The sequence below is a fragment of the Vibrio sp. C8 genome, from assembly GCF_054051265.1.
This window is the reverse complement of record NZ_JBPAOE010000022.1, coordinates 422,563-444,794: the sequence shown is the minus strand read 5'-3', so window position 1 is coordinate 444,794 and position 22,232 is coordinate 422,563. Positions and strand designations below refer to the sequence as shown.

At 44.7% G+C, this 22,232-nt stretch carries 19 protein-coding genes; 1 reads left to right on the top strand and 18 read right to left on the bottom strand.

The genetic code is table 11. The features are described from left to right. Window positions 1–4 precede the first annotated feature (4 nt). The 5 genes from ACRQQK_RS13280 to nifE all read right to left on the bottom strand — a co-directional run bounded on the left by ACRQQK_RS13280 (window position 5) and on the right by nifE (window position 5,268). Window positions 5–1,303, bottom strand: coding sequence for an HD domain-containing phosphohydrolase (locus tag ACRQQK_RS13280; protein ID WP_457512118.1), 1,299 nt, complete (start codon window positions 1,301–1,303; stop codon window positions 5–7). Between the two features lie 299 nt (window positions 1,304–1,602). After that, window positions 1,603–1,893 carry a ferredoxin III, nif-specific gene (gene fdxB / locus ACRQQK_RS13275; protein ID WP_457512116.1) on the bottom strand — a complete coding sequence of 97 codons (291 nt, stop codon included), beginning with the start codon at window positions 1,891–1,893 and terminating at the stop codon, window positions 1,603–1,605. An 81-nt stretch (window positions 1,894–1,974) separates the two neighbouring features. Further along, window positions 1,975–2,457: a NifB/NifX family molybdenum-iron cluster-binding protein gene (locus tag ACRQQK_RS13270; protein ID WP_457512114.1), complete on the bottom strand. Its 483-nt coding sequence runs from the start codon at window positions 2,455–2,457 to the stop codon at window positions 1,975–1,977. Beyond that, window positions 2,454–3,845: a nitrogenase iron-molybdenum cofactor biosynthesis protein NifN gene (gene nifN, locus ACRQQK_RS13265; protein WP_457512112.1), complete on the bottom strand. Its 1,392-nt coding sequence runs from the start codon at window positions 3,843–3,845 to the stop codon at window positions 2,454–2,456. Before nifN ends, ACRQQK_RS13270 begins: the two co-directional genes overlap by 4 nt. A gap of 10 nt (window positions 3,846–3,855) precedes the next feature. Next, window positions 3,856–5,268, bottom strand: coding sequence for a nitrogenase iron-molybdenum cofactor biosynthesis protein NifE (nifE, locus tag ACRQQK_RS13260; RefSeq protein ID WP_457512110.1), 1,413 nt, complete (start codon window positions 5,266–5,268; stop codon window positions 3,856–3,858). A gap of 439 nt (window positions 5,269–5,707) precedes the next feature. On the opposite strand from nifE, the gene ACRQQK_RS13255 reads away from it, so the two are divergent. Next, window positions 5,708–7,111 (top strand): HD-GYP domain-containing protein, encoded by a 1,404-nt coding sequence (locus ACRQQK_RS13255; RefSeq protein ID WP_457512108.1) that lies wholly within the window; start codon window positions 5,708–5,710, stop codon window positions 7,109–7,111. 294 nt (window positions 7,112–7,405) lie between these two features. On the opposite strand, the gene ACRQQK_RS13250 is transcribed toward ACRQQK_RS13255, so the two are convergent. The 13 genes from ACRQQK_RS13250 to ACRQQK_RS13190 all read right to left on the bottom strand — a co-directional run bounded on the left by ACRQQK_RS13250 (window position 7,406) and on the right by ACRQQK_RS13190 (window position 22,175). Further along, window positions 7,406–7,720 carry a hypothetical protein gene (locus ACRQQK_RS13250; RefSeq protein ID WP_457512106.1) on the bottom strand — a complete coding sequence of 105 codons (315 nt, stop codon included), beginning with the start codon at window positions 7,718–7,720 and terminating at the stop codon, window positions 7,406–7,408. Continuing rightward, window positions 7,713–8,423, bottom strand: a complete 711-nt coding sequence (locus tag ACRQQK_RS13245) for a NifB/NifX family molybdenum-iron cluster-binding protein (protein WP_457512104.1) — start codon at window positions 8,421–8,423, stop codon at window positions 7,713–7,715. The genes ACRQQK_RS13250 and ACRQQK_RS13245 overlap by 8 nt, the downstream gene beginning before the upstream one ends. Window positions 8,424–8,437: 14 nt before the next feature. Beyond that, window positions 8,438–8,659: a putative nitrogen fixation protein NifT gene (gene nifT, locus ACRQQK_RS13240; protein WP_457512102.1), complete on the bottom strand. Its 222-nt coding sequence runs from the start codon at window positions 8,657–8,659 to the stop codon at window positions 8,438–8,440. Between the two features lie 62 nt (window positions 8,660–8,721). Beyond that, entirely contained in the window at window positions 8,722–10,293 is a 1,572-nt protein-coding gene (gene nifK / locus ACRQQK_RS13235; protein WP_457512100.1) for a nitrogenase molybdenum-iron protein subunit beta, read from the bottom strand. Window positions 10,294–10,370: 77 nt separating this feature from the next. Then, window positions 10,371–11,837, bottom strand: coding sequence for a nitrogenase molybdenum-iron protein alpha chain (gene nifD / locus ACRQQK_RS13230; protein WP_457512098.1), 1,467 nt, complete (start codon window positions 11,835–11,837; stop codon window positions 10,371–10,373). Between the two features lie 48 nt (window positions 11,838–11,885). Further along, window positions 11,886–12,764, bottom strand: a complete 879-nt coding sequence (gene nifH, locus ACRQQK_RS13225; RefSeq protein ID WP_457512096.1) for a nitrogenase iron protein — start codon at window positions 12,762–12,764, stop codon at window positions 11,886–11,888. A gap of 267 nt (window positions 12,765–13,031) precedes the next feature. Beyond that, a complete protein-coding gene (locus ACRQQK_RS13220; protein WP_457512094.1) occupies window positions 13,032–14,474 on the bottom strand; it encodes a coniferyl aldehyde dehydrogenase in 1,443 nt (480 codons plus the stop codon). A 21-nt stretch (window positions 14,475–14,495) separates the two neighbouring features. Continuing rightward, complete coding sequence (locus ACRQQK_RS13215) at window positions 14,496–14,972, bottom strand: Lrp/AsnC family transcriptional regulator (protein WP_042479512.1); 477 nt, start codon at window positions 14,970–14,972, stop codon at window positions 14,496–14,498. A 173-nt stretch (window positions 14,973–15,145) separates the two neighbouring features. Further along, a complete protein-coding gene (locus ACRQQK_RS13210) occupies window positions 15,146–15,379 on the bottom strand; it encodes a hypothetical protein (protein WP_457512092.1) in 234 nt (77 codons plus the stop codon). Between the two features lie 207 nt (window positions 15,380–15,586). Continuing rightward, window positions 15,587–17,077 (bottom strand): sodium/proline symporter PutP, encoded by a 1,491-nt coding sequence (putP, locus tag ACRQQK_RS13205; RefSeq protein ID WP_457512090.1) that lies wholly within the window; start codon window positions 17,075–17,077, stop codon window positions 15,587–15,589. Window positions 17,078–17,182: 105 nt separating this feature from the next. Next, the gene (locus ACRQQK_RS13200; RefSeq protein ID WP_457512088.1) at window positions 17,183–17,881 is read right to left on the bottom strand and encodes a 1-pyrroline-5-carboxylate dehydrogenase; all 699 of its coding nucleotides are present in this window, start codon (window positions 17,879–17,881) and stop codon (window positions 17,183–17,185) included. Between the two features lie 24 nt (window positions 17,882–17,905). Continuing rightward, window positions 17,906–21,025: a bifunctional proline dehydrogenase/L-glutamate gamma-semialdehyde dehydrogenase PutA gene (gene putA, locus ACRQQK_RS13195; protein ID WP_457512086.1), complete on the bottom strand. Its 3,120-nt coding sequence runs from the start codon at window positions 21,023–21,025 to the stop codon at window positions 17,906–17,908. A 340-nt stretch (window positions 21,026–21,365) separates the two neighbouring features. Beyond that, window positions 21,366–22,175, bottom strand: a complete 810-nt coding sequence (locus tag ACRQQK_RS13190) for an AraC family transcriptional regulator (protein ID WP_457512084.1) — start codon at window positions 22,173–22,175, stop codon at window positions 21,366–21,368. Window positions 22,176–22,232: the final 57 nt, after the last annotated feature.

Sequence of the window (22,232 nt, the reverse complement as noted above, 5' to 3'; positions counted from 1 at the left end):
TCGATCACTTTTCACCAACGGTTAAAGCCGGCACATAATCGATAATTTCGTCCTGTTCGCCAATAGAGAGCTGATAACACTCATGAGAATGCTGTTCCAGACACTCAAAAATTTCTCTATCTAACTGATTATTATCAACGAGAGAACGAACGATTCCCAAAGCTTCTTCCAACGGCATTCCCGCTCGGTAAGGCCGTGACTGAGTGAGCGCTTGAAATACGTCCGAAACGGCAATAATCCGGCTTGGCCTATCAAGTTGATCAGCCATTTTGCCTAACGGATAACCCGAACCATCCAAACGCTCATGATGATTGGATGCCCATTCAAGAATACGCTGAGAGCGGAAAATAGCTTGCAGGATAAAACGAGTGTCCGTGGCATGGCTCTTAATGCAGGTATACTCTTCGGAAGTCAGCTTACCTGCTTTGTGCAATACAGGATCCGGCGTATAAAGCTTACCAATATCGTGCACTAGCCCCGTCAGATACAACATCTTCTGCACCTTAGGAGAATACCCGAGCTGTTTAGAGATATATTGCGCTAGCTGAGCAACTTTAAGTGAATGTTGAAAAGTGAAAGTGCTTTTTGCATCAACAATTTTTGCGAAAAACTCTGCTATCGCGATAGTGCCATCCAGATCAATTCGGCCGGAAAAAAACGGTACAGGAGCCATGCGAAAATACATTTCCTCAATGTACTTTGGTTTCATGGAAAACCAGAAATCATCTTTATCCACCAGCTCTGTCATATGCTGAACCATATTCGGTTCAAACACAGTATCGGCATGATGGATCAGCTCATTACAAATCGCTTTTTTCTCTACTGCGGAAAGATTGCCAAATTTATCTTTCTTGTGATGACGGTAGAGATGATCTAAACGGTTGGCTAAAAAGATCAGAGAAGCCAGTTGCTTGTCGGTGTCAGATAACGGGAGATTTTTCAGCTCTTGCCAAGGCGTATGATGATATAAAATTGGCGTAGCGAAACAGGACAAAGGCTGACACTCTTTCAGCAGCATATAGCCTTTTTCACAATGACGGGAAAAACTGCCAGTTAAACAATGTGGAAACAGAGGTAAAAGATTAGTCGATTGTGTACCACCACAATCATGCATTAGCCCTATTGAAAAAGCTAACTGAGCCTGTTCTTCATCCCACCCCATAAAAACCGCACATCGATAGGCAATATATGCCACGTTGTAGCCGTGGTAAGGAACTTCATGATCAATGGCGTCTAATGCCTGAGCAACACCCAACAAAGCCTGACGCAAATTAACTCTTGCATCTTCAACTGACATATCCATAAGAGCAACTAGCAATCTCACCTAAACTTTAAGGCTAGAAAATATAAATCAATGCCATACTTTTGTCCTTAATATATTAGGGGATATCGACGGAACACTTAAAAAATGTGACCAATGGTTTTCACCGAATGTCATATTGTTACATTTAAAAACGAGATGAATTTTAAATCGTGATCGAAATCCAACTTGGTGCATATACGCTAGGGTTGTGATTGAATAAGAAATGAACAAACAAAGGGGAAAGGACAACTATTCTTACCCCAGAAAAATTAAATATATATCATAGTGTTGATGAAAACTTAGGCGCTGGCAGGCGCAAAGCTCTGACAGTTCTTCGGACACACTTTTGAACAGGCTTCGCAGCCGATGCAATCTGCCGAATTTTTCAGCGTCATGACCATCATCACTTCATCGTCATCAAAGTAATCGTCGTCTTCGTCGATGTCTTCATTTTCAACCAAATCAAATACATCTCTTGAACACACCTTGTAACAACGGCCACAGCCGATACAGTTCTGTTTGTCGATTGCTTGAATGAATTGCGGCACCCATTCCTCACCGCCTTGGGTATAACCTACTCTATTGCTCACAGTTCTCTTCCTTGTTGATATTTAAACAATCCATTTCATGCATAATCGTGCCATTTGTAACGTTCAAACTGGTCACGACAGCTACCACTCTTCATCCATCAACTGTGACAAACGTTGCTGGCTGTCCTCAGTCGTTTCCGATTCTTCTCTTTGTTTCATTGCACGAGCCAACCAGCCTGAAGGTCCCTGCTGTAACTCTTGTAGAACTTCGGACAGTAGCTGATGAATCTCATAACCTGGATGCACTTTGATTGGCTGAATGTTTTGCTCAATCAACTGCCTTATCGCGGCTGCGCCACATGCGTTACAAAACACCGCAGAACAATCCGCAAGATCATTGATCCGGCTTGGAAGCTTGTCGTGGACACGATCCGATACCGAATATTCAATCGCTTCTAGCAAGTGCCAATCATGTTCGCAAATGCCGTAGATCAGCATGCCTAACGAGCTACCGAAATGCTGATCTACGGTCTGTCTATCATGGGTTGCAAAGGCAACTTTCACTTTGAAGCTGCTGGAATCTGGGCTGGGTTCGACGTGCAATCTGCGTTTGCTTATGTTCATCGCGCCTCCTTAGAATCAAATCCAGTCATCTCGTTTTGCATGACTTCATGAGCTTCAAAGCGGTAAGCGCTGATATGAACAGGGACTTCATCTTTGTGATTACGTAATAGCAAATTGGCTAATGCAAACAGGCGCTCACGAATCCCCTCATAGCCAAACTGACGTATGTCCATATTCCCGTACTGATCGTGGCAAGGATAACCAGCACGCAAAACCGGAACACGAGGCTCACACATCTGCGCAGCATGAGTGTTACTGATCACTGCTTTCAGATGTAAGTTGTTCAGATCAATCGCAGAGAGGTCGCCAATCACAATGTCATCCGCATCGATATCCGATAGATGAGGCGCATCAATCGTGGTGATCAGTTGAGAAATTCGGCCACCAACAGAGAGAAGCAATTCGGCGTAACCTTTGGCAAGGTCGGGCTCTAGCGCAATCACATACTCTTCTCGACTGAGCAGAAAGTGGGTATCTAACATTGCGTCTTGGACCCGTTGTCTGGCGCGCGTCATCCAAGTCGGAACATCTTGCCCGCTGATTCGAGAGAGAGTCATGACCAGATCATCAATCATATCTATGCTCATACCCATTCCAAAAGACTGATAGGGAATGTCAAAACGCTGCTTGAGCCATTGGGCAAGATCAACCAAACCATCACCCAGTACCAGTGTCATAACACTGTCCGACATCAGCTCTACTTCCATTACAGAGGTACCACCTGTGCTGGTTGCGTTGTATTCCGCTTCGTCCAAATGTCCATCAAGTGACAGGGATAAATCGGGAACGATAACCGCATCAAGACCAAAAGCTTCCACATACTGTTTGATGGTTTCAATGTCAGCAGCCGTCATGCCTAAAGAGCAGAGCACATTAACTTGCTGACGTTGACGAGGACGCAGTGTCGGCGGCTGTACAAGCTGCTTCACGACGCTTCTTACCGCTTCACAGTAGCCAGTTTGCATCGAACCGACGAAATCTGGCGTGCTCATTGAGACAATACGAGTACTCACAAACTCGGGATGGTTATGTTTAAAATCGGCAATCACCCGAAACACATCACAACCTTGCATCTCGGTAAGCCCTGTCGTCATTACTGCAATCAGTTCTGGATTCTGTTTCTCACATAACAGCTGCAAAGCTTCGCTGAGGTTATCATCTCCACCCATCACTGCTGAGACTTGGTCAATGGCTGTATTTTGCAGAGGAATAGGCTCTCGCAAGTGTTGAATCAGATAAACTTTGGCAAAAGCACTACAGCCTTGAGCACCGTGCATGAGTGGAATGGCACGATGAAAACCCAATGAAGCTAAAGTCGCACCTGTTGCTGGGCTGGTTTTGAGCGGTTGTGACACCAAAGGCGAATTCGTTTTTCTCACGTTACCCATGCCTGTCTCCTTACTTTGCGTTTGCTAAAGATGGGGTGGAGCAGCCTTGCAGTGACCAAGGCGCTTCACTGCGGGCTTTCGACCAAATCGGTGATTCCAAAGTCCGACATAGCTCTTGTGCCAGAGTCAGCATGCCTTTGTATCCCGCATAGGCGTGTTCGCGCTCTTGGTTGATGTCTAAGAATGGCAAGCGTGCTTTGAGTGCTGTGTACATGTTTCGCCCACCAGCTATCATGATGTCAGCGTTGTAACGGTGATAGGTATCAAGAAGCAGTGAAGCGCCACCTTCATCGAGCATCAAAGCCTCTTCCCCCATAATGTCCATAATGCGTTTCTTGTCTGACTGAGTGGATTTACGCGTGCCTGTCGCGACACATTCAACGCCAAGTTCTTTTAGTGCACTCACAACAGACCAAGATTTAACTCCGCCAGTATAGAGCAGCGCCTTTTTACCTTTGAGACGTTCAACATAAGGCTTTAACGCTTCACGGGTTTGAGCTTCTTCACGGGTAATCAAAGCCTCCGCATCTTCAATTAGGCGCTCATCTTTGATTAAGCGAGCAAAGGAGCGCAGTGCGCAAGAGGTATCTTCAATGCCGTAAAAGCTGCCTTCAAACCATGGGATGTTCCACTTTTCTTCCAACTTGCGAGCCACGTTAACTTGCGCACGAGCGCAAACCACCATCGCCGCATCAGCACGATGCATGGTTTGAATTTGATGAAACTGAGTATCTCCAGCCAAGCAGCACAATACTCGCAGACCCAGTTGTTCAAACAACGGAGAGACATGCCAAAACTCGCCTGCAATGTTGTATTCGCCAATCAAGACGATGTCATGCACTTGGCGAGAAGGATCATGCTTCATTAGAGGCTTTGGCGGTGGCTCTGCACTGCCTATAACTCGCTCAAACATCACATTGCCCGCAATGCGGTTACCCAGATTTTTGTTGCCATAAAAACCAGCAGCATCCACAGGGATGACCGGAATATTCCAGCGCTCTTTCGCCAACTGACAAATGGTTTCAATGTCGTTGCCTTCTAACGCAGGTACACAAGTCATATAGACAAACACCGCAGGGGGAGCATGTTTTTCGATCAGTTGTTTAATGGCGTGAAGCAGACGTTTCTCTGCCCTGCCCATAATGACGTCTTGTTCGTTGAGATCCGTCGTGAAGCCATAGCGAAACAGATTGGTACCAGTAGCACGGGTGCCTCTGTTGTTCCAACTGTTACCCGCACAACCAATTGGGCCGTGGACAATATGTCCAACATCGGCAATCGGTAACAAACTGATTTGCGCACCGTCAAAAGTACAGCCACCAGCCGTAGCACCCGGTTTGGAGCGGCTGCAACCACTCTTACTGCCTGAGTTATGCTCACAGGCAGGTTCATCTTGTAATAGCTTGATTTCGGACTGCTTCATGGTGCCTCCACGGTTTACATCGAACGATGTTGTGACATTCAATCAGTGAATGTCGTATTAACCAGTGGAACTGCAATTAGAAAGCCAAAAATAAACTATTGATAAATATTGTTTATTTATAATCTGGAACCTGCAATTGTCGCAAAACGGACAAAGCCAAACAGAAGGTGCGACAAAAAAGAAAATCGGTTGATACGCAAATTTTGTCAGTTGTGATGATCGGTCTTGCTATCACAGTCTGCAGGCATGCTTTAGGACAGGAATCCTCTAGAAATTAAATTAGATCTGGTGATTTCCGATGAGAAAAAATATATGGCAAACATCTTAAATTGTGACAATGCGACTAAGCCACTACAGCATCTGTATTGTTTATTTGTGATTAGGTGATTGTGCTAGATTTCACTATACTTTTTGTTTAAATATTAATAAGTAGAGTGCGATGTTATTACAAGGTTCGAACCTCAATATGCCTCTGGCCGAGCTGGTTTCTTCACTGACAGTAGCGTTAGATATGACAGAGGGGCAACCCCCAGAGCACAGTATGCGTTGCTGCTGGATTGGAATGCATATTGGTGAGCGAATGAACCTCTCATCAACAGAAATCCATGATCTGTATTTTACGTTACTTCTCAAGGATGCTGGCTGCAGCAGCAATGCAGCCCGTATTTGTGAACTCTACGCCACCGATGATCTTATATTTAAACAACGTTATAAAACTGTCGGTACTAGCCTGACGAGTGCGATTAATTTCGTATTAAAAAATGCAGGCTCGGGAGAACATTGGCAGAAGCGTATCTCTACCACGATTGATATTTTGAAAAATGGTACAGATTACGCTCAAGAACTGATTCAAACACGTTGTACAAAAGGGGCAGAAGTTGCTCGTGAACTCTTGTTCAGTGAAAACGTAGCTAAAGGTATACAACATTTGGATGAGCACTGGGACGGTTCAGGTCGTCCTGATGGGTTGATGCATGATCAAATCCCACTATTTTCAAGAATTGCCCTTCTCGCTCAAGTGATGGATGTTTTTCAACGTGAACATGATTTGAATATTGCATTTTCTGAACTAGAAAGTCGTTCCGGAAACTGGCTGGATCCTAACTTAGTGACCATCTCTAAGCAGTTGAAAGACAATCCTGATTTCATTAAGGCACTTAATGCCCCATCCATAGTCCCTTTTGTACTCTCTATGTCACCCGCCCAAGCGATGATTCCATTAGATGATGACTATTTCGATCGAATCGTGACTGCTTTCGGCAAAATCATTGATGCCAAAAGCCCTTTTACCTCTGGTCACAGTTCCAGAGTGGCTATTTTTAGTACGCTCATAGCCGAAGAACTCAAGTTAGACAAAGAGGATCGACTATGGCTGAAACGTGCAGCGCTCTTACATGATCTAGGCAAATTAGGAGTAAGTAACACGATCTTGGATAAACCAGGAAAATTGGATGATGACGAGTGGGCAAAAATACAAAATCACGCGGTGTTTACCAGAGAGATAATTGAAAAGATATCCCCTCTAAAACAATTCGCCAAAATGGTAGCTGCTCATCATGAAAAGTTAGATGGAACAGGCTATCCCGATAAACTGGTTGCAGACGAAATCTCGATGATGACACGGATTATTACCACAGCAGATATTTTTGATGCCATTACGGCTGAACGCCCTTATCGAGGTGCTATTCCAATTCCAAAAACTTTAGAAATCATGGAAGAAAACCTTGGAACAGCCATCGACCCATTGTGCTTTAATGCGCTAAAAGCGGCACTAAAAAAACTACCAGAGAAGTATATGAAAGATATTGGTATGAGTGGGGTTCCAGCGTCACCGATGCTCTAGGTTGACTTGCAAAAATAATGATTGGGTTAGAGTCATCTAGCTGCTATTTGATATTTGAGCTCGGCGAGCGATAAATTCTGCACAATCAAGCCGAATCAATGGTAAGAGCTTAAGTGAGAATGAATGAATAATTAACGAACAGGTATTTCTGTCACAATTAACTATTTCTAATCTATGGCTTTTTATAATTGAGTGAGCGCACTCTTCGCATGCTAAGAGGCGCTTTAAATAGATAGGATTAGTGCTGATTAGCCGTAAAAGCAGCAAGTGTTTTTTAAAGCTAATAGTTTGGTTTTACTCATCGCGAATCGCAATCACAAGACCGCTGCATGCAGCCAAATCAAAGGTCAATGAACTGCAACCCGACAAGCTATGTGAGACTAAATGAAGATCAAAGTGTTTCGCTTCAAGATAGGCTTCACGTGAACCCATCTCCTGTTCAAAACAAAGGGTAAAACGCAGCTCAGGATAGCTTAGTTTCAAGCTATCCAACGTTTGCTGATTGATGTCGGACTGCGCCTCAAGCTTGGCAACGATGTCCGACAATACTACGGGAGAAAGTTGCGCAAGCTGCATGGGTGCAGATGCCTCTATAACTACATCACTCATAGCTCTCCTCCAGCTCCAATTCTCCACACTCAACGACATCCTTTTTGAAACCAAGGATTCGTTTCACCCAAGGTGGTGGATTGGTTGCAATCACTTGCGAGAGATCCTTCAACACGGCAGAAGCCTCTGCAGGCGCAGTTTTCTTGATAGGATGGATGTTGGCACGAGTAACGCGCGCAGCAGCAGGACCGCCAATTGAGAGGGTAAACAACATATGGCAATCGCGAATTCTATCCAGCATCGCAATGGCGCGCTCCTCTCCTTTTTTCTCGGTCGGCATTTCACGCACATCAACCAGTTGATGCTGAGTAGCACTCACTTCATAAATCAGAACACGCAAACACGAACCGTAATGCCCATTGACCATCTCACCTTGGTTGGATGTCAACGCCACGCACAGTTTTGGTCCAGAGATAGGCGTTTGCGAAACGACTTCTGGGGCAGAAACATCACTGATGTCTGGATTACAAAGCACATGCAAAGCGTTGGAAACGTTTTTGCGAGTCGGTCCTGAACCTAACGAACCAACCATTAAACGAAAAGCCTTCGGAGACAAACCGACTAACTTCGTTTCGGTCAGAGGCTCACCAAGGTGCTGAATCAACAGCCCCAATAGCGAGCGCAGTTCGATATTGGGCAACGACTTAGACGCTAAAGCAATGCGTATCGCCGCTTGGTCGGAAATGGTATTGTCCATCATCATATCGTCCTCCTCAATCAAGCGGCTTGTAGTCGTTTGGCTTTTACCGTGATAGGCAACTTAGGTTTTGTTGCCATAGGGTCAATGTGATAAATCGCCCCGTTTGCTAAACGCACTTCACCACCCCATTTGTTGTCGCTGTCAAATTCAAAGTAAGTGATCACCTCTTCCAAGTCTTTTTTGGGTAGATAAAGTGAAAGTGCGCCATTTTCGTTGTACTGAATCATTACATTCGCCATAACCTTTCCCTCTGTTAGGCTGATAAAGAAAGGCCGACAGAATACTCCGCCGGCCATATACATTAACGAACTAAGTCAAACCCAAGATCCGTTTTACCTAGGTCACTTGTTTCGCGATCCAGCTTCGCCAGAACCTCATTCACCAAAGTGGTTAACATGGTCATTGCACCTTCGTAGCCAAGAGTAGATTGGCGATGAAGATGATGGCGATCGAAAATTGGGAAACCGATACGAACTAATGGAACTTCAAACTCAGGACCTTTCGCTTTGGTATCACGTTCGATGAATTTACCGTATGAGTTACCAATCAAAAGATCCGGTTTGTCAGTAAACATCAGTGAACGTAAATGCCATAAGTCTTTACCCATGAACACTTCCGCGTTTTGACCATATGGCGTTTCAGCAAGCTGAGCTTCCATTTGTTTGCGCCAACGCTTCGCACCGTTGTTACAAAGCACATGCTTAATTTCGCAACCAAGCTCGGTTAGGAACTTACACATACCCAATAGGTAGTCAGGATCACCGTACAGTGAAACTGTCACGCCGTGCAGCCAAGTGTGGGAATCCGTCATCATATCCACAAGACGACCACGCTCTTTGGTGATTGACTCAGGAATAGGTTTGCCTGTGACTTCAGATACTTTCATGATGAAATTATCTGTCCACTCCAACCCCATAGGGATGTTCAGTGCTGGCACGTCTTGTTTCCAAGTACCTTCAATGAATTTCTTGGTTTTCACAAGTTGATCAGGTTGAAGTAAGAAAGTTGCTTTTGAATTCGGCGCATCTTTAACTTCTTCGATTGGCGTACCGCCTGAATACATACGGTATTCACCATCTGCAGGGGTATCCAATACTTCTGATGGATCACAAAGGAAAGAGTATTCCACCTTCATTTCGTCCAACATACGACGAATGACGCGGTAGTTACCAAGATAGGTTTCGAACCCCGGAACAATGTTAATTTTGCCATTGCTTCCAGCCACTTTCCCTTCCATTCCATTGATAGTGAAATAGCGCAGAATGCCTTCGAACATGTTGTCCCAGCCAGTAACATGGCTACCCACAAACGAAGGTGTGTGCGCAAATGGAACCGGTAAATCCGCTGGAATATGTTCATTATGTTTGGCGTTATTGATGAAGGCGTTTAAGTCGTCACCGATAACTTCCGCCATACAAGTGGTAGAGACAGCTATCATTTCGGGTTTGTACAAGGCGTAGGCGTTTTTAAGTCCGTCAAACATATTCTCCTGACCACCAAAGACCGCTGCGTCTTCTGTCATTGAGTCAGAAACACACGCAACGGGTTCTTTAAAGTGGCGGTTGAAATAAGAACGGAAGTAAGCCACACAACCTTGTGAACCGTGCACGTAAGGAAGTGTTTTTTCGAAACCGAGAGAACACAAAACGCTACCGAGCGGCTGACACGCTTTAGCAGGGTCAATCGTAATGTGTTTACGAGCAAAGTTAATCTCTTGGTATTCTTTCGTTGTTGTCCATTCAAAGGTTTCGCGAACCTTCTTAGCATCAACGGCATTTTCAAAAGTCGCGCGCTTGTTCGCCATCAACTCTTGATACTCTGGTTGCTGAAATAGCGCATAACCAGTTTTAATGTCTTCAACTTTTTGAGTCATGAGTATTCTCCTACCGTGCCACTAATCTGTGAACACCGGTTCGGGTTACATTAATTGGAAATCCTTTCCAACTCACTTTAAGCAGATTTAGCTAGAGCTTCGTCTGATGCTTCTTCCAACCAAGGTGCTTTCATGCTCTTCCAGCATGGGTTGTTCAGCGTTAAATCCATGTCACGAGCGAAGATAGCGAAACCATCGACACCGTGATAAGGGCCGGAATAATCCCAGCTGTGCATTTGGCGGAACGGGTAACCCATTTTCTGGAAGACATATTTCTCTTTCACACCAGAACCGATTAAATCTGGGTTCAAGCGTTTCACGAACTCTTCCAACTCATAGGCACTGGCATCATCGAAAAGCAAGGTTGAATCTTTGACATCTGGCGTGGTTTTCACATAGTCATCGTTATGAGCAAACTCATAACCTGCACCCACAATTTCCATACCCAAATCTTCGTACGCACCAATGATGTGACGAGGACGTAAACCACCGACATAAAGCATCACAGTCTTGCCTTCTAGGCGTGGGCGATATTTATCAATCACCGCTTGCCATTGCTGACGATATTTCGCGATCACATCTTCAGTCTGCTGCTTAATTTTATCGTCAAAGAATGCGGCAATTTTACGCATAGACTCTTCGATTTTGGTTGGACCGAATAGGTTGTACTCCACCCAAGGAATGCCGTTTTTCTCTTCCATGTAACGCACGATGTAATTCATTGAGCGATAACAGTGAACAAGGTTTAACGCAACTTTTGGTGTGTTTTTCATCTCAGGTAATGTGCCGTCGCCTGACCATTGAGCCACAACGCGCAGCCCCATATCTTCGAGGATGATGCGAGAAGACCAAGCATCGCCACCGATGTTGTAGTCACCGATGATTGCCACATCGTAAGGTGTGGATTCGACAGTGCTCTCTTGTGCGGCGTCCAACACATAGTCGCGAATAGTGTCGTTCGCGATGTGGTGACCCAATGATTGGGACACGCCGCGGAAACCTTCACAACGAACAGGAACGATGGTTTTACCAATTTCAGCGCCTTTAACTTTTGCAACTGCTTCGATATCGTCACCAATTAGACCCACCGGACACTCTGATTGAATCGAGATACCTTTAGACAGCGGGAACAATGACTCAATCTCATCAATAGCAGCAGAGAGTTTTTTGTCGCCACCGAATACGATGTCACGCTCTTGGAAGTCAGTGGTAAAGTTCAACGTACCAAAAGAGTCAACACCCGTTGTACCTGAGTAGTAGTTACGGCGACCCGCACGAGAGTACTGACCACAACCGATCGGACCGTGAGAAATGTGAATCATATCTTTCACAGGTCCCCACACTACCCCTTTTGAACCTGCGTACGCACAACCACGAACCGTCATCACACCAGGCAGTGTTTTGCGGTTTGAAGTGATACAAGTGCCTTCAGCAGAGCTATCACTGATCGCAATATGCTTCTTGCGATCTTCACGCGCTTTCTCAGGATAGACATCCAAAACTTCGTCTATCAGAGCCTGTTTTTGTTCTTTGTTCATAGACATAAGTGAATCCTCATTGTCTTTAACCAAATAGAAGAATCAGTGCTTAACTTACGCTGTAAGCTCTGCTGCTGTTTTACCAATAATGGTTTCGTCTTCTTCTTCAAGGATGCCGAACTCCATCAGTAGCTCTTCCAGCTCATCCATGGTCACAGGAGTTGGTATAACAAACTTTTGGTTGTTGATGATCTTGCTTGCAAGAGCACGATACTCGTCCGCTTGTCTGCAAGTTGGGTCGTATTCGATAACCGTCATACGACGGATTTCTGCACGTTGTACGATGTTGTCACGAGGTACAAAGTGAATCATCTGAGTACCTATTTTGTCTGCCAATGCCATGATGAGCTCATCTTCACGGTCTGTGTTACGAGAGTTACAAATCAGCCCCGCTAAACGCACACTACCTGTCGCTGCATATTTGCAGATACCTTTAGAGATGTTGTTTGCAGCGTACATTGCCATCATTTCGCCAGAACACACGATGTAGATTTCTTGCGCTTTGTTCTCACGAATTGGCATCGCGAAACCACCACACACAACGTCACCCAATACGTCGTAGAAAACGAAATCTAAGTCTTCTTCATACGCACCCTCTTCTTCGAGGAAGTTGATTGCTGTGATAACACCACGACCTGCACAACCCACGCCTGGCTCTGGACCGCCTGATTCCACACAACGAACATCGCCATAACCAACTTTCAATACATCTTCTAGTTCGATGTCTTCAACCGTACCGGCTTCCGCTGCCATTTCCATGATGGTGTTTTGTGCTTTTGAATGCAGGATTAGACGAGTTGAATCCGCTTTCGGGTCACAACCGATAATCATTACTTTCTTACCTGCTTCAGCCAACGCTGCCACTAAGTTCTGAGTGGTAGTGGACTTGCCGATGCCGCCTTTTCCGTAAATTGCACATTGACGAATTGCCATGGTCTATCTCCTTGTTAAATTAGACTCACGGTCGTTATTGCGAGATCTGTACCATCAGAAAATCAGCGAATTTTCATATAGTTAATTTGGGTACTAGAAGCAACAATCAAACATTGTCAGCTTTGCAACAAGCCTTTGTCGGCTGATTGTAGGAGGGGTTAACGGTGAGAATGATTGGTTAGCGAACTTACTATTTAGAATCGATAAAAATGACTAAAGGCGCATAAGCGCCTTTATAAATGAGGTTGGTAGGACTAGATCGTAGAACTAGCGAATTAAGAAACGATTAAGCAAATACAGAATCGATTTACGATGGCTCAATATCCATGAACTGCGAGGTAACTTACTCCACGAACGCACCACCGTTTTAGCATGCGTAAAGGTCTTGAAGCCTTCAATGCCGTGATAATGCCCCATACCTGAATCACCAATACCGCCAAATGGCGCGGAATCGGCTGCAACATGCATCAAAGTATCATTAATACACACTCCGCCACTGTGCGTGTGCTTGAGAACATATTCAGCAATATCGTTGTCATCAGTCATGAGATAGAGTGCTAACGGACGAGCGTGGGAGTTCACTCTCTCAATTGCCTCTTCAATGGTTTTATAGCCAATCACAGGCAAAATTGGGCCGAAGATTTCATTCTGCATCAGCCACATATCATCAGTGACATTGGTGACTAGACTTGGCGCCATCTGCGTTGCTTTCAATTCAACCGACTGTTTTACAGTGTAAATCTGCGCACCTTTCTGTTTGGCATCGTCGAGATAACTTTGTAGACGTTCTAACTGCGCTTGATTGATGATACCTGCGCAATCCAATACGCCGTGTTTGTTGATAAAACGTTTAGCAAAACGCTTCAGATACAACTCGATAAATTGATCAACCTTGTCGGCGGGCAACATCACGTAATCTGGAGCAATACATATTTGCCCCGAGTTAATCGCTTTGCCTTGCATGATGTTGTCAATGCTACGAACCAAGTCTGCATCCGGTGCAATAATTGCTGGCGATTTCCCTCCAAGTTCTAGAGTGACAGGGGTTAAATTTTTCGCTGCAGATTGCGCTACGATTTTGCCCACCGGTGTTGAGCCAGTGAAAAGCAGATGATCGAAAGGCAAAGAACTGAATGCTGTTGCTATAGTTAAATCCCCTTCAATACACACAGCAATATCACCCAACGAGCCGATAATTCGTGTCAGTACTTTGTTGGTTGCTGGCGTGTATTCACTGAACTTAATCATCGCTTGGTTACCAGCCGCGATAGCAGTAACAAGCGGAGACAAACTCAGCATTGCTGGGAAGTTCCAAGGGACCACGATTCCGACTACACCTAAGGGTTGATAGTGCACTTGCACTTTCGATGGTAAAACCAATAACCCCGCATGACGGCGCGATGGCTTCATCCACTTTTTGAGATGCTTTTGGGTGTACTTAATTTGATTAATGACAGGCAGTACATCACAGAAAGTACTGTCAAAGTGCGGACGGAAACCGAAGTCTTCACTGAGAGCTTCTACTAGCGCTTTTTTCTCTTTTAACAACGCAGCTTTCAACGCAGAAAGGCGTTGCAGTCTCTGTTCCAAACTGGGTGACGGGTCATTAGCGTATTGAAGACGAAGACGGCTGTATTGCGCATGCAGTACTTCTAGCTCAGTCACTTGCAATTTTTGCCACTGAGCTTCTACAGCGGATACTCGATTCATATTATCTCCTACCAGACAACTTTATAACGTGGAAAGAAGCTCAGGGTTTATGCCAAAGCTTGTCTTGTGTTCTTCAATCACAAATTCACTTCTTGTCTGAATCACTCCCGGCAGTGTACCTAATCGTCCGGACATAAACGCTTGGTAAGCTTTCATGTCTTTGACGCGAACTTTAATCATGGTATCGAAGTCACCTGACAAAGAATAGCAAGATTCAATTTCAGGGATATCTTCTACTGCACGAGCAAAGCGTTCAAAAATAGAAAAGCACGTTTGGTCTAAACGAATATGAATAAACACCTGAACATCTAAGCCTAACTTTTCTGGATTTAACTCAGCGTGGTAGCCTTTGATGTAGCCTTCTTTTTCTAGTCGCTTAACTCGGTCAGAACAAGGTGACGTAGTAAGGTTCACTAACTTGGCCAGTTCAACCACTGGCAGTCTGCCTTTAGTATGTAATATGCGCAGGATTTGTTGATCCACACGGTCTAGATTCATAGCTCAATACTTTTTCAAGACTCATTGCGCCATACAATACTGACTAATAAGGGCAGGATGAACCTCATCATTATGTGTTGTGAGCATAGTCACAATCAAAAATAAAGGGCATCAGATGATGCCCTTTATTAAGAAGAAAATTCTTAGTTTCATTTGTAGTATGCGATAGAAGGCTACACCTTAACGGTATTAGAACCCGGATATTTGTTACTTGTTACTACCAGCTTATGATTGCACTCACGGCAGAACATTTGCTGTTCCATCGGGTAGTAATGCTCGCCGTTAAAAAGCTTTGAAAGAAAAGCATGTACAGCCTGCCAACCAGATTCCGATTCCGTAGAGCAACGTCTCATAACAACTTTATGCTGTGTGGTTTTACGGCAACAGTTACAAAACGCTTCTGGCATAACAGGATCCTCTCTTATTGACTAAAATGATAACTCGGTGCTTATTTAATCACTTTCGAGCAAACACTCAAATATTTCATTTAGATGTGTGACAAGGATCTAAAACATCCTACATACACTCCAAGTAAATTCTGCTAACAAACGGTCTTGATATAGATAAAAAAACCCCACAGTGTGGGGTTTTCAGAGAAACAGTGAACTTTTAACCTAGTCTAGGTCAATCAATTGCTTCTTATATGTTTGGTGCTGAGACTTCACAGCTTGTTCAGGTTCACCTGTCAGTAGGCTCACAACCACAATCGCGATTGTAGATAAGATTATTCCCGGAACAATTTCGTATACGTCGTACCAACCACCAGACAGTTGTTTCCAGACTACGATAGTTACACCACCAACGATGATACCAGCCAGAGCACCATTTCGGTTCATGCGAGACCAGTACAAGCTTAAGATAAGTGCTGGACCAAATGCCGCACCGAAACCAGCCCAAGCATAAGATACAAGACCGAGCACTGAGCTATCTGGTGTCATCGCCAAGATAAGAGCAATAACCGATAGAATGATCACCGCTAGGCGACCTACACGTACGATCTCTTCAGAGCTTGCGTCAGTTTTAAATACTTGCTTGTAGAAATCTTCAGCCAGTGCAGAAGAAGAAACCAGTAACTGAGAGTCCGCAGTACTCATGATTGCTGCAAGAATTGCCGCTAAAAGAATACCAGCAATAACTGGGTGGAACATTGCGTTTACTAATAGCATGAAGATTTTCTCGCCATCTTCAAGTTGCATAGTACCGTGGTTAGTTACGTATACAAGACCAACGAAGCCCACTAACAATGCGCCAAACATCGACAGACCCGTCCACAAAACAGCAATACGGCGTGCAGTAGTTAGATCTTTGTTTGAACGTGAAGCTTTGAAACGAGCCAAAATATGTGGCTGACCAAAGTAACCCAGACCCCATGCAACCAGAGAAATGATCGCGATAGCAGACAGTGGTTTGCCGTCAATGCCATTCCAAAGAGTAAGAAGTTCAGGGTTAATTGCCGTTAGTTCTGCATCCAGCTTACCGAAACCACCGTCAAGCGCAGCGAAAGGCACGATAAGAAGAGCGGCTGCCATTAAAAGACCTTGAACTAAGTCAGTCCAAGATACAGCCAGGAAGCCACCAAATAGTGTGTAAGAAACCACACAGATTGTTCCGATAACTACCGCGATGGTGTAATCAATACCAAATACAGTTTCAAACAATTTACCACCAGCCACTAGGCCTGAACTGGTGTAGAAAAGGAAGAATAGAAGGATAAAGAAAGCTGAAATTGTTTGAATTAGCTTAGATTTGTCATTAAAGCGACGCGACAAGAATTCAGGCAATGTAAGTGCATCCGTCGTTACGCTGTACGTACGTAGACGTTTTGCAACCAATAACCAGTTTGCCCAAGTACCTACTAAAAGGCCACCAGCTAACCAAAAAGCTTCGAAGCCAGCAGCGTAGGCGTAACCAGGTAAACCAAGTAACAACCATCCGCTCATATCAGATGCACCAGCAGAAAGCGCTGCAGGCCATGGGCCTAAAGATCGGCCACCGAGGAAATAATCCGATGAACTTTTCGTTCGCTGATATGCGTAAACACCAATCGCCAACATCAAAATGAGGTAGACGATAAAGGTGGTCGTAATAGCAAAGCTATTTTCCATTGTGTTGAGTCCTCTAAATATGAATTATCTTCCATGCCCCCTCCCTCAAAGGGAGGAGGAGAGATAAAAGATCCAAGGTCTGAAGATCTTTTAATGTCATCAGACCTAGTGAGATTCGCTTCCAAGCTCTAGCAAGGTCGCGTTACCACCCACTGCCGTAATATTAATTGTACGAGTACGTTCGGTAATAAAGCGCAGTGATAAGTGTGGATCGTGTGCCACAGGAAGGGCATCCAAATCCGTTTCTGATACTAAGCTAACGATAGCACCTGTGCGTTTTGCCAGTTCGCGGTTAAGACGACGCTCAACCGACGTTTTACCAACATAGCCCACAGCGCGAACATCCGATTCGATCAACTGTTGATGAGCATCGAATGTCGCAAATTGCAGAACGTTAGCGGGTAGAGTTGACTGCTCGAAAGCAGACTTTAGTGCTGAAAACAATTCAGCATCATCACTGCAATAAACTGCGCTGTTACCCGCAACTAATGCAGCTGTTAACTGAGCTATAACGGCTTTTTTCGCAGCAGCACTGTCATCATCTTGAATGATCAGTGCTACACCACGACCTGCCGTATACAGCTCGTTCGTTTCTCCGGTAGGGCCAACTAGTTGGTGCGTATGCGCCAACAATGTCGCTGCCTGTTGAAGATGGTAAGAAATCACTCTCGCAAGTTGCGGAGAAGTGCTCTCTAAATTTGATTTCAATGAAAGTAAACACTCACACTTAGAATCAAAACTTGTTAAATTCCAGTTTTCCCAAGCCGAAAAAGCGTCAGAAAAACGAGTTACTTGATGAACCATGTTTGGTCTCCTTCGCTTAGTCGATTAACGGTATTGAACCTGAGAAAAACGGTATAAATAGTGTGGACCACCTGCTTTCGGACCTGTGCCCGATAGCCCTTGACCACCAAACGGCTGAACACCAACCACAGCACCAACTTGGTCGCGGTTGATGTAGCAGTTACCAACACGCGCATGTTTTTCAATCCAGCGATAGGTCGTTTCGTTGCGGCTATGGATACCCATAGTCAGACCAAAACCTGTCTGGTTAATTTGATTCACCACATCCGCCAGTTCACTCGCTTTGAAGCGAACAATGTGCAGTACCGGACCAAATTTTTCTTCTGTCAAACATGAAATGTCTGCAATCTCAAACGCTGTCGGTGCAACAAAATCACCGTGTTGGCAATCTTCACCTAGACTAAGCTCAGCAACTTTCTTCTGCGTCTTTGTCATGTGGTCAATATGCTCAAGCAGTGTTTGTTTTGCTTTCGCATCAATCACAGGACCAACATCAGTAGTATGCAAATAAGGAAGACCAATCGACAGCTCTTGCATTGCACCTTGAATAAGCGTGGTAATGCGGTCTGCAATATCTTGCTGAACGAAAAGAACACGTAGCGCTGAACAGCGTTGACCCGCAGAAGCAAACGCTGAGCGAAGAACGTCACGAACCACTTGCTCAGGTAGCGCTGTACTATCTACGATCATTGCGTTCTGACCACCTGTTTCCGCGATAAACGGAACAGGATCAGCATCGCGCTCTGCCAGTGTTTGGTTAATACGTTGCGCTGTTGCGGTAGAGCCTGTAAACGCCACGCCCACGATACTTGGGTGAGAAGTAAGCACACTACCAATTTCTGAACCTTTACCCGGAAGTAGTTGAATAACTCCGGCAGGGAAACCCGCTTCAAGCATCAATTCAACCGCGCGAACAGCGATTAAACTGGTTTGCTCTGCTGGTTTTGCAACCACAGTGTTACCAGCAACTAGTGCAGCAGAGATCTGACCTAGGAAAATTGCCAAAGGGAAGTTCCAAGGACTGATACAAACGAATACACCACGACCTTCACGTTGTACCGTACGCTTCTCTCCATCAAAGCCATCCACTGTGAATTCGCCTAAGCAATCCACTTGTTTGGCGTAGTAACGACAGAAATCAACCGCTTCACGAACTTCATCAATGCTGTCATGAATGGTTTTACCCGCTTCGTGATGACAGATTGCGACTAACTCAGCCAGATTCGCTTCTAACAGATCAGCAAGCTTCTCTAACTTTTCACTACGAACAGATGCAGGCTCTTGGTTCCAGCTTGCAAAGGCCGCTTGTGCGGACTCGATAGCTTCGGAAACATGATCATGGGATGCGAAGTAGACTTGCCCCACTTCGATACGACGATCATAAGGCGCTGTAACAAGCTCAGGTTTTACATCTTCCTTGATCATGCTTTCGAACAAAGAGTGTCCGTTGATGATTGGCGCAGCCTTCCACTGATAACCAGAAAATGATTCAACTTGCTTTTCAAATGGTTTAGCTTCGCTTTCGATATCTATGTTCACACCATAAGAATTACGGCGCTCAGAGAAGATCGCTGGCGGCAATGGAATTTGAGTATTGTTGAAGGTATCAAACTCAAGCAGCATATCGACCGGATGCTGAATCAAAGATGAAATCGGGCAGCGCGCATCAACCAGACGGTGAACAAACGAGCTGTTTGCACCATTCTCGAGGAGACGACGAACAAGGTAAGGCAACAGATCTTTATGGCTGCCTACAGGAGCATAAATACGCACCGATTGCTTATACGCTTTCATTACATGGTTATACAGTGCGTCACCCATGCCATGCAGACGTTGGAATTCGAAATCTTTGTGTGTTGCCATCACAGCAATAGAAGTGACCGTTTGCGCGTTGTGGCTAGCAAATTGCGGGAACAGGTTGCCACGAACGGATTCACTTAGTAAGAAACGCGCACACGCCAAATAAGAAACATCGGTAGATTCTTTACGAGTGTATACAGGGTAGCCAGTGTAACCCGCTTGTTGAGACCACTTAATCTCACTATCCCAGTATGCACCTTTTACAAGACGAACAGGAATCAGGTCACCCTGATCTTTTGCAAGCGCTGTTAACCAAACCAAAACTGGCAGAGCACGTTTCGAGTAAGCTTGGATTACAAGACCAAACTTGCCCCAGCCTTTTACAAGTTCACTGCGGTAAATTTTTTCAAACAGCTCAAGAGATAGCTCTAAACGATCTGCTTCTTCCGCATCAATCGTGATAGCAACATCAAGCTCTATCGCTTTTTCAAGCAATTGCATCAACGTTTGGTACAACTCACTCATTACTCGATCGCGGTTTGCCACTTCGTAACGAGGATGTAGTGCAGAAAGTTTGATAGAAATAGATGGAGCTGGGCTGGTGTCTAAACCATATTTGTCGCGCCCTACAGCTTCAATGGCTGTTAAGTAGTCTTGGCAATACTTTTTCGCATCAGCAGTAGTTAGCGCCGCTTCACCTAACATATCAAATGAGTAGGTAAAACCTTTGTCTCGCATCTTACGGCCATTCTTTTGCGCTTCAGCAATGTTACGACCAAGAACAAACTGGTGTCCCATGATCTTCATCGCTTGATGCATTGCTTTACGAATCACAGGCTCAGTCAACTTGTTCACTAAACGGTTAACTGCTTGGATAGGACTGGTACTCTCAGCGTCAGAAAGACCAATCACTTTACCTGTAAACATTAAGCCCCAAGTCGAAGCGTTAACAAATACAGAATCTGAATTCTTAAGGTGTGATTTCCAGTCTGCAACGCCAAGACGGTCTTTAATGAAGGCATCTGCCGTTTCCGTGTCTGGAATACGCATTAGAGCTTCGGCGAGACACATCAGCAAGATACCTTCTTGAGTATCTAAACTGTACTCAAGCAGAAGCGCATCAATCATTTGGATCGACTGCTTGTCTTTGCGAATCGTCTCAATCAATTCGGTTGTTTTAACCGCTATCGCAGACTTCTCATTTTCCGTCGGCGTTGCTAGGGGTAAAAGTTCTTTTAGCCATTGGGATTCGTCCACCATATAAAGTGGAGAGATCTGCGACCACAATTTGTTTAGCGGCTGCTCGACAAATTCGGCTTTCAACACATCAGTTGCTGTAAACACGCGTTTTCCTCAATCTCATACCCGTTTATCCAATACGGGCTTCCTACAATGGCAGCAGTGTATTTTGAGCGCACGAGGATTACTTGTCAAAAACTCCGAGCTTTTTGCCAAAAACTTGGTTTATTAACAAAGCAAAAACAGAATCACATCATTTTTCACAAGATAATATGCTAGTTTTTTACCAGACATTGCAAATAAGTAACCTAAAAATGGCGACATCGCACTTTAAAGAAGAATAATTATCATTATTTAAGGCTAGAAATAGTGAAGATCGCTATGAGCCAATGTCAGCGAGCGTAGGAAAAAACAAAATTGTGGCGTGATTTCTTAATTTTGAAGCTTATTTGCGACAGCTTTTTTTGAATTGCGAAGGTGAAATCCCCTGCAAACGAGAGAAAGTGTGAGTAAAGGTACTTTGGTTTGAGAACCCTGTCAGTTCTGCTATTTGTCCTAAATTTAAACGACCCTGTTCAATGAGAGATTTCGCCATATCAACACGCTTACCCAACACATACTGATGTGGTGTAATACCAAGCTGTTCTTTAAACAAGCAATGAAATTGGCTTTCTCCAAGGAATACGCTGCCCGCTAACTGCGCGACAGAAATTCGACGGCTTAAATGCTGCTCAATATAGCGGTCAACCGCTTCTAAATCAAAGCGCGAGTCTTTTCTATGACTAGAAAAACTGGATATATGTCTCTGCAATAATGCTGTTACTGTATCGCTACAAGCCCGACTCAAAAGTAAATCATCGGGAGAAGATTGCATTTCCAACACTAATAGTTGAATCAGTTTTTGAATTTGGCCGTCGAGTTGAAAATACACGTCATTGCGAGCGAGATCATTTATCTTCTGCAAGGCTAGAGGGTCTTCGTCAGAAGGAAGTGGCAAGTTCAGCACCAAGATATCTGACTGACCAACAATGCCGCCAAAAGCGTGATCTGTTCCAGAGGTTACAACACATCCCTGCCCTGGCCCGACAACATTACCGCTGCCGCACACTTCAAACTCCGCTTGCCCCTTTAGGCCAATAACAATTTGCGTGTAGTTGTGATCATGGCAATCCATATATGCAGGCAAAGTAATTAACTGCGCCGGGCGAGGCGACAAAACTTTGGCTCTTTGCTCTGTATAGGCAGAAGTTGTCATACTTTGCTCACTCAAGACCAGGTCATTCTTTAAAATAGACGCTAATTTTATACCAAA